Genomic DNA, 11,462 nt, shown 5'->3' on the forward strand with positions numbered 1-11,462 from the left:
AGTCTGGTGAAACAGTCGCGGAGGAACTACAGCATCCCGCCGTATGCTAGTGGATGTGCACCAACAGACAGCTTTCGGCGGGATGCTCCAGGAAGTTGTTGAGCGCCAAGCAATAGTGTTCCGCCCCGATCCGCTCGACGCCATCGTCGAGCGGCGCTGCAAGCGTGCGTGGGAGCAGGCTCCCTGTCCCAAGTGTGGAGAAACAGCTCTCCAGACTCGGGACAGCAGTCCCCGAGTCTGGTGTCGTAACTGCCGCTATAGCTTCACATACACCCGAAACACNGGGACAGCAGTCCCCGAGTCTGGTGTCGTAACTGCCGCTATAGCTTCACATACACCCGAAACACGCCGTTCGCAAACACCGGTCTTACACCCGGTGAACTCCTTCTCATCTTCATTCTCTACGCTGATACCTTGCTCAGCATCAACCAGATCGCCCAGCTATTCGATTCCTGCTACGACACAATCCATGCGCAACTCCGTGATGGGGAAGCCGCGTTCGAACGCGGCTTTCCCCTCGTCTGGGAGCGCATCCGGCACACCGTTGAGGGACCAACACAGATCGATGAAACCGGCTCGAAGTGTTCGGGCTACAAAGGTCAATCGCCGCCGCGGGATGGTCTCTCCCGCGGCGGTTCTGGGGAACCGGGCCGATCACGCTGGGAGGGAGCACCGGGCGACAAACTCACGCTCGTCGCGGCGAGCCGCGACGTGCTTCGGGTGATCTCAGCCGAAGAAGGATCAAAATACGACGAGAATCTCGGGCCAGTGATCGAGGAAGCAGGCGATCTCTCCCAGCCGCTGGGAGAGATCTGGACCGACGAACTTCCCGCGTATCAGCAGATGAACCACGAGCATCGAACCGTTGTTCACGACGATAAGTACGTCTCAGACGAAGGCGTCCACACAAATCAAGTCGAATGCCTCTGGTCGTTGATCCAGCCGTGGCTGGAGAAGTTCCGTGGTCTCTCCAAACCAGGATTGGAACAGTCCGTCCGAACCTACGGGTTCGTACGGACGTTGAACCTCGTCGGAGCACCGCTACACGGCCTCGTTGACTGCTTCGCCCTCAACGTGTTTCACNTCGTACGGACGTTGAACCTCGTCGGAGCACCGCTACACGGCCTCGTTGACTGCTTCGCCCTCAACGTGTTTCACTAGATTCGGCAAGAGCGCGAAGCGAAGTGTCGCTCTCGACGGTGAACGGGCGCGCTGAGTGTGAGTTCGTCTTTCCGGCAGACAGTCCGACACCCTACGAACGGTACATCGTGGACGACGACTACGAGTTTCGCATGGCGACCCTCCAATACGACGATGTGACCGACGGGTTCTACCTCCACCTTTCGACGCGGAAGTACGACGGGGTTGACGAAGCAGACTCCGAGGCTTCGACGGATACCGAGCACCAAACAGTCCTCGGTATCGACCTCGGTGTCAACAGTCTCGCCGTCGCCTCCACAGGAACGTTCTGGCAGGGTGATGACTATGACCACTGGGTACGGGAGTTCGAGAAACGCCGCGCAAAGATGCAACAGCGCGAAACCCAGCATGGCCACAACGCGCTCCGACGCCTCGGTAAGCGAGAGCGGGCATGGCGCAAGCAGTACGTCCACACGGTCGCCAACGAGATCGTGACCGAAGCCACAGAAACCGGGTGCGACGTGATCGTGTTCGAGAAACTCGATGACATCCGCGACCGGCTACCGTTCGCGGAGTGGCACCACATCTGGGCGTTTCGACGCCTCTACGAGTACGTCTCGTACAAGGCACCGGAGCACGGTGTCGAAGCGAAGCGGGTCCCACCGAATCACACCAGCCAGCGGTGTTCGCGCCTCGGTTGTGGGTTTACCCACGAGGACAACCGCAACGGCACCGAGTTCTGTTGCCAGAACTGTGGCTACACGGTGAACGCCGACTACAATGCAGCGAAGAACATCGGGCTACGGTACGCTCGCAAACGACGACACAGACTCCGTTCGTCGCCCAAGTCGCCGAACGGAGACGCACCAGTAGATGTGCGTATAAATGGTGGGACGCTGAACGGCACCTCTCGGCAGCACGTTGCCGCCGAGTGAGTGCCGGGAGTCCACATCAAAGCCCCTCCCTCAACGAAGCGAGGTCCGTATGGGCCGAGCGAAGTAGGGAGGGGTCATTTACACTGCTGTGGGGATACGCCTCTCGGAAGGAACTCATCGAAGAGGGACTCACTTCGTTGACTGTTGGAATTCAGGCGGCACGATTCCTCGCGTCGCCGATCGTGTTCGTCCTGTCGATGATCATCGCGATGGTTGATCCATCGATGGCCATCCTCTCGTGGCTTCTGTTGCTCCCGATCAACTCCATTCTGGAATCACGGCTCGTCGCGAGTCTTGAGAACTCTCTGGGTGAGTCGGCGACCCCACCTCCGTAAACTCGCCACTACTCGACGGCACCCACCGCACGGACTGGAGCGCCATCACCTCCGAGCGCCATCGGATACGCACGCAGCTCGAAGCGTTCCGGTGTCCGTTCGAGATTGCAGAGGTTTTCGATGATGAGGTTGTCAGCGCCCAATAGGGCCCGATGAGCCTGCAGACCACTCGATTCACCCTCAGCAGTGTCGTCGGTCGGAGTTGGGTCCGGACTCAGGGTGTCGACACCGACTGCGTAGCCCCGCTCGGCACAGGCCGCAGCCCCGTCGACCGTCAGATGCGGATGCTCGAGATATCGATCCGTTCCCCAGTGGGAATCCCATCCTGTCCAAAAGATCGCGATATCGGCGGTCTCGTCAGGAACGTCTGCTGCCGTGATTGGGTCGCGATCGCCCAGGTCTGTGCAATCCACACGAACTGCATCGAACGTGAACCGGTCAACCGAATAGGTGTCCAGTGTTCGCCCCTCCGCCATGACGTGGGCAGGTGCGTCGATATGAGTCCCAGTATGGCTGCCCAACTGTGCGGCCCTGACTCGACAGCCATCCTGGACATGTGTTGCATGTGGCTCAATCGAAACCGATGGATCGCCCGGATAGACAGTCATCCCGGTCTCGATTCGGTGACTCAGGTCGATCTGCATGCTCGTGATCGTGTCCGAACGGACAAATAGTGGCACGCTCGATCGCTCGCTCTGAACTCGTTCGTCGGATGACAGCGATGTCGCCGTGTTCACCAGCGTTACCGCACCAGATCGACAATCAACGCCCCCAGAAGCTGCGTGCTGTGGGACACTGTGTGCCAGAAAATGTAGCCAGGCGAATTAGGTAATGTTTGGACACAGAGACAAATTATGGATATTAAAGTAAGAAATTATACTACTGGCGTCAATCACGTTTATGTGAGCGTAGTGCGATGTCTGCACGGAGGATGCCATGATAAGCGATACCGAATTGCAAGAAATGTACGGCTGGATGGTGACGGCTCGATACTACGAAGAGCGTCTCCAAGAGGAGTATCTGGAAGGGAAACAACCCGCGTTCGATATCTCGGCCGGCCCGATCCCGGGCGAACTGCATCTCGCCGCTGGGCAGGAAGCTGCCGCTGCCGGCGTCTGCTCCCATCTTGATGATGCTGATACTGTAACCGCTCCGCATCGCCCTCACCACGTGGCTATCGCCAAAGGCGTGGATCTCGAACGAATGACCGCCGAGATCTTCGGTCGCCGCACCGGGCTGTGCAAGGGGAAGGGTGGCCACATGCATCTCTTCGATTCCGCGGTGAACTTTGCGGGCAGTGGCATCATCGCCGAAGGATGCCCGCCGGCAGTCGGGGCGGCACTCGCGGCCAAAAAGCGCGGCGAGGACAGCGTTGCAGTTGCGTATCTCGGCGAAGGCGCGATCAGCCAGGGTGGGTTCCTCGAATCACTCAACCTCGCAAGCGTCCAGAACTTGCCAGTGTTGTTCGTCATCGAGGACAACGACTGGGCAATCAGTATGCCCAAAGAGCGAGTCACCGATATCAGAAACGGATCCCAGCGTGCCGATGGATTCGATATGCCCGGCAAACGTGTCGATTACGACGACGCATGCGCGGTCTACGAGGCCGCAGGCGAAGCGATCGGACGCGCACGTGATGGCAACGGACCAACGCTCCTCGAAGTACAGGTCCATCGACGGATGGGTCACTTCATGGGCGACGCAGAAGGGTACCGTCCGGAGGGCGATAGCGAGCGTGCAAAACGGCGTGATTCCATCGAACGGATGGAGACCACCCTGCAGAAGGCGGGAATCGACGACGACACGATCGGCGACATCCGCGATCGAAGCCACCAACGAGTCGACGACGCCATCGAATGGGCCAAAGACCAACCGGAACCCGAGCCTGACGAGGCTTACGACGACGTGTTCACGAACCCGCCGGCAGGTTGGACACCCAACACGAAACCGGAACAGGCCGAATCCACGGGAGGTGACGACTGATGGCAGAAGCAGACGAACCCGAAACGGCCGAAACGACCGATGAGCGCGAGACGACGATGAGCCGAGCGATGGTGAGCGCCATCGCCTCGGAAATGCGTGACAGCGACGACGTGTTCGTGATGGGCGAGGACGTCGCTGATTACGGCGGGATCTTCGATAGCACTGACGGCCTGCTTGATGAGTTCGGACGGGAGAAGATCATGGACGTCCCGATCAGCGAGACGGGGTTCATCGGTGCCGCCGTCGGGGCCGCACAGGCCGGAATGCGTCCCATTGCGGAGCTGATGTTCGCCGACTTCTTCGGCGTTGGAATGGATCAGATCTACAACCAGATGGCGAAAAACACCTACATGAGCGGCAGCACGGTGAACGTCCCGATGGTGCTCATGACCGCTGTCGGTGGCACGTACAACGATGCCGCCCAGCACTCACAGACACTCTACGGGACATTCGCTCATCTGCCGGGCATGAAAGTCGTGGTCCCGAGCACCGCTGCCGACGCCAAGGGGCTGATGCACACGGCGATTCGTGACGACGATCCCGTGGTCTACATGTTCCACAAACGCCTGATGGGAATCGGCTGGATGCCCGCGCCGGACGGGCCAAAGACTTCGGTACCTGAAGACGACTACACCATCGACTTCGGCGAGGCGGACGTGAAACGCGAAGGTGATGACGTGACCGTGGTGACGCTCGGTCTCCACGTCCACCGGGCGCTCGAAGCCGCTGCTGATCTCACAGGGGAGATCGACGTCGAAGTGATCGATCTCAGGACGTTGGTGCCGCTTGACACCGAGACGGTGCTCGAATCGGTCCGGAAAACCGGCCGACTCGTCGTTATCGACGAGGACTACCACTCGTTCGGCCTCTCCGGTGAAATCATTGCCCGGGCAACGGAAGGAGCGCTCGCCGACCTTTCGGCCGTGCGCCGCGTGACGATGCCGGACGCGCCCATTCCGTATGCTCGACCGCTTGAGCAGGCGGTCAATCCGGGACGCGAGGACATCATCGAGGCCGTTCAGGCAGTCACGGAGTAACCCCGAGCAAATGAGCGATGAGATCGTTGCCGTGGAATCCGAAACGGTATGGCCTGCCGATTCCGACGACGTCGAGGAAGCGATCGTGTCGAGCTGGTTCGTCCGTGAAGGGACGGCAGTAACAGAAGGCGACCCGATCGCCGAGATCCAGATCGAAAAGGTGAGTCTCGATGTTCCGGCACCGGCGACCGGTGAAATACACGAGCTATTGGTCGACGAACAGGGCGAATTCGAACGAGGGGACACACTGGCCCGGATCTCCACGGACCAGTGAACATACGACGCTGATAGGGCACACAACAGCTGCCGAAATCAGGACAAACGTCAGCCGCATTCGCTATGAGGTGATCTTGGTAGAAACGACAGCGGGCCCCCGCGACGGTGGCCGGAGCCGGCGATTCATGAGCATGCCTATCAGTGTCCTGAGAACGGTGTGGCTTAGAGCGCGCTTTCGAGCATATCCGCGACCTCACGAGCCGTCTCAGCGAGCGCCTCGGACACGTGACCGTCCGCGACGGCAGCATCGAGCTCGGCATCGTCCACCCGTTCGATTCGCCCGTCGGCGTGTTTCACGACGTCGACGTGGAGATCGATATACCGAGCGGCGTCGGGAAAGATCTCGACTGGCGTACAGATATTGACGTACGTGCCCCGTCGCTCCCCGTCCGCATCTCGATAGACCGTTGGATACCACCACTTTCCCTCGGTCAACTTCGTGGTGGCGGTGTCGCCGGCGCGGCGTTCGATGCCCAACGCATCGTAGGTTCCGCCGGGCGTCATCTCCCGTCGGATCGTGATACTCGACTCGTCACGATCGGTCACGATCCCCTCACCCAGCGTGATTCGGCTGCCGTCCGGCTTGCCGTGGATGATCCTCACGCCATCGTTTTCGGCCGGCCCGAACTGTCGGACGACAGTCGTGAACGGGAATTCGGTCTGCAGCGCTCCGTCCGAGTCACAGACGGCCTCCACGAAATCGACGGCAGCACTCGCGTCCGTACTGCCGGCCTTGATACGGTGGTGGCCAGCCATCGTCGGACAGACGGTACGGCGAGCCTCGTCGAGTCTAAAGCGTGACGCGCGGCCGAACCATAGCCACGTCGTCGCGGGGTCGTCCCAGAGAGCGCCGGATTCCTCCTCTTTTTCGGGTGCAGCGGAGAGCGCCGCATCGATTGCCGTGGCTCGGTCGCTCGCGGTTGCGAGCGCATCCGACAGCGTGGCGAACTCTGCCTGCTCGCTCGCGTCCGTCCAGCGTGCCCGCCATCCGTCGGGTGGGTCGTTCGGGAGCAGCTCAGTCACGTCGGTCGCCATGCCCGGCCCTGTCGACGTCTTCACGGAGCCATCGCGCACGAGCCGAACCAGACCACCGCCCACTTCGACGTTCGTATCGAGCACCGGGCGGTCGTCGCTCCACGGTGGGACCGGATCGCTGACCTGCACCCTGAGCCGATCGCCGTCGTCGACTCGCTGCTCCGTGTTCGAGTAGGGAAGAAAACCCGAGCCAGTGCCACAGTCCACGACGGCACCGCTCCCGAGCGTTTCCGTGACCTCCCCGGCGAACACCGCTTCACGCGGCAGCTCCCCAGTCCAACTGAACGTATCCGTTTCGAGATCGGCGAGATGGCCAACTGCAGTATCGACAGCCCCTGACTCGCCGTGGATGCCGATGCCCTGTCGGTCATCGGTCGTCTCGATCGCGATATCGGACTCCTCGACGGCGAACTCTCCATCGAAGCGCTCGCGGATGGACGGGGATGCCTGCACCACTGTATGGTCGGCCTCGCGGAAGAGCCGCGTCAGCGCAGTCGCGTAGATGCCACGGATCCGGACTCTCATGGCACGGCGTGCTCGACAGTGCTCTGGCGAGAGGATGGCTCGCGGCACTTGCTCTCGGAAATTTCGGATGTTTCGTATTCGAATGCGTCCAGGAAGGAGCAACTTCCATCCTCGACGACCGTTCTATGGATGTGTGCGAACGCCATCGATGGAACATCGAACTCGGGGTGAAGTTGAGAGTTTGCCGATTCGTTTGTGCTCTTGTGAGCAGCCGCCGATGGGAAATCGCCCACCGATCCCGTTGAGGATGGCCTCGTCGCTACGGCCACCTCACCGTACCCAAAACGTCGCCGTTGGTCCTAAACCGGCAACATGAATTCATTCGCTTTCGCCCGGAGGACGCTTGACGATGGCTGCCAGCATCCACTTACGCATATAGATTAAAAATAAATAAATTGGTAAAAAGAGATTTGTACCCTCCTCCGGACTACGGTATGGTATGCATCGACGAACCGTTCTGACCGCGCTCGGGTCCACGGGTGTTGTGGCGCTTGCCGGAACACCACTAACAAGCGCCCAATCGTCCGCGACTTCCGAGACGATCCGACCGCTGGTGTTCGATTCGACGGCCAGCCTGCTTGACGCGACTGGAGCGCCGCTCACCGACGATTCGCTGGTCGCGGTTCGGGCCGAACCCACCGCGTACAACAGCGACGAGGACGGAAACGGTGATGCCGTTTCCTACCCCGATGAAACGCCGATTCCGCTGGTAGCAAGCGACGACGGGGCGGTGGGTATCGGTGCTCCCATCGGTCAGGACGATAGCGACTTCAACTACGGCAACGAGGAATTTCTGCTCAATATCCTCGATGCCGAAGCCGGTGGTCCGGCTGTCGTTTTCGATGAGGGTCATGGCCAATTCTACGATACCGATTCGTTCTCGGCGTTCATCGGCTATGCCGAGAACAACGGCTACGAGATCACTGCAACCACCGACATCACCGGCAGTCTCGCAGAAACCGACGCGGCAATCATCACCTCGCCTGCGGACGCTTTCTCGACGGCCGAACGCGACGCGCTTGCGGGATTCGTCGAAAGCGGCGGGGCGTTACTGCTGTTCGATCAGTCGGATTTCAGCAACCACGACGCCACTAGCAATCTCAACGCGATCGCCGAAGCCATCGGAGTGAAATTTCGGTTCAACGACGATCAAGTGTACGACCCGGAAAACAATCTCTATGCGGACTTCGTCCCGGTGACGTCGGCGTTCAACACGGCGTTCGACTATTTCGCGGATCGCGACGGACTGGGTCTCGAACTCGATCCTCAGAAGACATATACCGTCGAGGTGGTCAAGGTCACTGACGGCGATACTGTGGATGTCCGGTTCGAGGGTGGGCAGGAAGTGGCCATCCGAGTGCTCGGTATCGACACGCCGGAAACGGGTAGTGCGACCGATACTGAGCGTGCCGAAGAATGGGAAGGCATCGGATCCTACGATTATCTCGAAAAAGCGGGCAACGCGGCCACCGAATTCGCCAGCACTGAACTCTCGCCCGGGGACAGTGTGGATCTCAGTTTCGATACAAACGAGCCGGTTCGCGACGAATTCGGACGTCTCCTCGGCTATCTCACCTATGATGCCGACGGTTCGGGGACTCGCGAGACGCTGTACAACCGTCACGTGATCGAAGCGGGCCACGCCCGCGTGTACGACTCCGGACTGGCTCGCCACGATGATTTCCTCGCCACTGAACTCGACGCTCGTGAAGATGGTCGAAACGTATGGGATGAGAGTGACCCTGGAGACTCCGAGCCGATTCGCAACGATCCCGTCGAGGAACTGTTCGTCCCGCGGGCAGCTATCGTCGAGAGCACACGTGGCGATCTCGACGAACGCGTCCCTGTTCGAGCCGAAGACACTGCCGCAACGCCGAACGCATCGCTCATTGCAGTCGATGACGATGCCGGCGTCGCGTTGGTCGGCTCGCCGCTCGTTGACGAAGCGTACGAGACTGCTGAGGGCTATCCGGTCGACACGAGCGGATACGGCAACTACGTGTTCCTGACGCAGTTGCTCTCGCGAACCGCAGCCATCGGTGCCGAAGGGCCGCCGTCACACGCCGGTCCTCCCGATCACGCCGGCCCTCCCGACCATGCTGGACCTCCCGACCATGCTGGACCGCCAGATAATCATAGTCGTGGTGGTCCACCACCTCATGCCGGACCACCCGATCATGCAGGACCACCGGAGCGCGATGAGCCCGAGGAGTATGGTGACGCACCGATCCTCATCGATGGTGGACATGGCCAGTTCGAGGCAAGCTACGCGCTCTCGGCGGAGGATGCTGCCTACTACCAGCGCTATCTCGAAGGGGTCGGGATCGCCTTCGAGGGTATCAACGAACCCGGGTCGGACGTCGGCACAGAGCTGCTCGATGAGGCTCGAGCATTGTTGATCACTGCACCTTCTGAGGCCTATACCGACGCCGAACTCGCTGCCGTACGTACGTTCCGTGAGAACGGCGGTGCCGTCGTTCTGTTGGGTGGTGCCGTCCCCGAAACCGCACGGGCGAACCTGAACGCGATCGCCGATGCTCTCGGCTCGGACCTCCGTCTCGGTGAGGCAGTAACCGACGAAACGAACAACGTGAACGACGACCCATCGATTTTAGTCACATCGAACTTCACCGAGCGGTTCATGCTGTTCGACACGTACACAGGTGAGACGGAGTACGAAAACGAGTGACGTGCCCTTGGATGGATTCTCGGCTGTTCGTGGACGGCACGGACTCCACGAGGGATCGCCTTCACTGTCGCTCGATGAGACCAGTGACACTCTATGTGTTAGAGATCATCCGCGGCTGATGACACGGATGTGGTGCTTACCGACGGCGATCCTCTGTGACGATCACTTCTGGATAGAGCGTGTTTCGTCTTGGCAAACCATTGCGACTAAACGAATGTCGCTCCGATGGGGCGTATGTTGATGACACCGGGGCCCACCGCGGTCCCAGAACCCGTCCGTGACGCGATGAGCCACGAACTGATCAACCCCGACGTCGAGTCGGAGTTCGACGAACTCTACGATCGAGTCTGCGAGAAGCTGTCCGACGTCTACGGGACGGACGATCAGGTGATCGTCACCGGTGGCGAAGGCATTCTCGGACTGGAGTCGGCTGTCGCGTGTCTCGTCGACGAGGACACGGACGTACTCTGCCTCTCGAACGGGCTCTACGGCGATGGGTTCGCCGATTTCGTCGAGAGCTACGGGGGCAACGCGACGGTCGTCGGCACCGACTACGACACGGAACTCGCGCTGTCGGAGCTTGATGACGAACTCGCTGCGGGCGACTACGATGTTGCCACACTCGTCCACTGTGAAACGCCAACAGGCGTGCTCAACGACATCGAACCCGTACTGGAGCGCCTCCACGACCACGGGGCCGTGACGATCCTCGACGCCGTCTCATCACTGGGCGGGGTGCCCGTGCCGACCGAGAACGTCGATGTCTGCCTCGGTGCCTCACAGAAGTGCTTCAGTGCGCCACCGGGACTGGCGACCGCGAGCGTGAGCGAACGTGCCTGGGAGCGCATGGAAGCGATCGATCCGGAGAGCCTGTACACCAACTTCCTTCCGTGGCGAGATACCAGCGCAGAGTTCCCCTATACCCATCTCTCGACGAACGTCGTCGCGCTCGACGTTGCCCTCGATCGAATCCTGGACGAGGGTCTCGACACGGTGTACGAACGTCACCGTTCGGCAGCGAGTCGCTGTCGCGAGCGTGGCTCCGATATCGGGCTCGAACTGTTCGCCGGTCCGGAGCGGTCCTCACCGACCGTGTCGGCGTTCCACGTTCCCGGCCGGGCAGCCGACCTCCAGGCGGCGCTTGACGAGCAGTACGACATCACTCTGGCAACCGGACTCGGACCGCTCGCCGACGACGTCATCCGTGTCGGGCATATGGGCCACCAAGCCGATACCGAACTGGTCGAACGGACGATGGACGCACTGGCTGAAACCGTTTGACGACCTCTCGCCGCCTAGTTGGGGCGAATGCGAACAGCAGCGTGGATTTCCTCCGCTTCCTGAGCCGTCCGATAGAGAGAAAGAAGGCATGGTGTTGCAGCTATCTGTCGCCTGATCTACTACTCTCCGGAACACATTGCTCTGTTGATCGCCGGTTCCGTCTGGCGATTCTACCGCTGAGTTCAGGGGAATTGGACGCCTTCTTGCGGTATGGAACGTTTGCGAC

Annotated in this window: 8 protein-coding genes and 2 pseudogenes; 8 read left to right on the plus strand and 2 right to left on the minus strand. The window is 60.4% G+C overall.

Features of this window, described 5'->3' with window-relative positions:
- Nucleotides 1-43: 43 nt before the first annotated feature.
- From C448_RS08035 to C448_RS15530, 3 genes and pseudogenes are all read left to right on the plus strand, one after another.
- Nucleotides 44-1,083: pseudogene (locus C448_RS08035) on the plus strand (IS1595 family transposase); the annotation flags it as partial.
- 92 nt (nt 1,084-1,175) lie between these two features.
- Nucleotides 1,176-2,075: pseudogene (locus C448_RS08040) on the plus strand (RNA-guided endonuclease InsQ/TnpB family protein); the annotation flags it as partial.
- Entirely contained in the window at nt 2,072-2,410 is a 339-nt protein-coding gene (locus C448_RS15530; protein WP_193363121.1) for a hypothetical protein, read from the plus strand. The pseudogene C448_RS08040 and the gene C448_RS15530, both read left to right, overlap by 4 nt.
- A gap of 8 nt (nt 2,411-2,418) precedes the next feature.
- Here C448_RS15530 and C448_RS08045 read toward each other — a convergent pair whose 3' ends face one another.
- Complete coding sequence (locus C448_RS08045; RefSeq protein WP_049916186.1) at nt 2,419-3,054, minus strand: cyclase family protein; 636 nt, start codon at nt 3,052-3,054, stop codon at nt 2,419-2,421.
- A 319-nt stretch (nt 3,055-3,373) separates the two neighbouring features.
- Between C448_RS08045 and C448_RS08050 the strand changes: the two genes are divergently transcribed.
- The 3 genes from C448_RS08050 to C448_RS08060 are packed head-to-tail and all read left to right on the plus strand — an operon-like array spanning nt 3,374 to nt 5,704.
- A complete protein-coding gene (locus C448_RS08050) occupies nt 3,374-4,393 on the plus strand; it encodes a thiamine pyrophosphate-dependent dehydrogenase E1 component subunit alpha (RefSeq protein ID WP_049916183.1) in 1,020 nt (339 codons plus the stop codon).
- On the plus strand, nt 4,393-5,430 hold the full coding sequence (locus C448_RS08055) for an alpha-ketoacid dehydrogenase subunit beta (RefSeq protein ID WP_004053691.1): 1,038 nt from the start codon (nt 4,393-4,395) through the stop codon (nt 5,428-5,430). Before C448_RS08050 ends, C448_RS08055 begins: the two co-directional genes overlap by 1 nt.
- A 10-nt stretch (nt 5,431-5,440) precedes the next feature.
- Nucleotides 5,441-5,704, plus strand: coding sequence for a lipoyl domain-containing protein (locus C448_RS08060; protein WP_004053692.1), 264 nt, complete (start codon nt 5,441-5,443; stop codon nt 5,702-5,704).
- A 164-nt stretch (nt 5,705-5,868) separates the two neighbouring features.
- Here C448_RS08060 and C448_RS08065 read toward each other — a convergent pair whose 3' ends face one another.
- Nucleotides 5,869-7,266 carry a DUF402 domain-containing protein gene (locus tag C448_RS08065; protein WP_004053694.1) on the minus strand — a complete coding sequence of 466 codons (1,398 nt, stop codon included), beginning with the start codon at nt 7,264-7,266 and terminating at the stop codon, nt 5,869-5,871.
- A 439-nt stretch (nt 7,267-7,705) separates the two neighbouring features.
- Between C448_RS08065 and C448_RS08070 the strand changes: the two genes are divergently transcribed.
- Together C448_RS08070 and C448_RS08075 are read left to right on the plus strand one after the other, a co-directional pair.
- The gene (locus tag C448_RS08070; RefSeq protein ID WP_049916184.1) at nt 7,706-9,955 is read left to right on the plus strand and encodes a thermonuclease family protein; all 2,250 of its coding nucleotides are present in this window, start codon (nt 7,706-7,708) and stop codon (nt 9,953-9,955) included.
- A gap of 234 nt (nt 9,956-10,189) precedes the next feature.
- The gene (locus C448_RS08075; protein ID WP_004053697.1) at nt 10,190-11,236 is read left to right on the plus strand and encodes a pyridoxal-phosphate-dependent aminotransferase family protein; all 1,047 of its coding nucleotides are present in this window, start codon (nt 10,190-10,192) and stop codon (nt 11,234-11,236) included.
- Nucleotides 11,237-11,462: the final 226 nt, after the last annotated feature.

This window comes from Halococcus morrhuae DSM 1307 (assembly GCF_000336695.1).
Taxonomy (GTDB): domain Archaea; phylum Halobacteriota; class Halobacteria; order Halobacteriales; family Halococcaceae; genus Halococcus; species Halococcus morrhuae.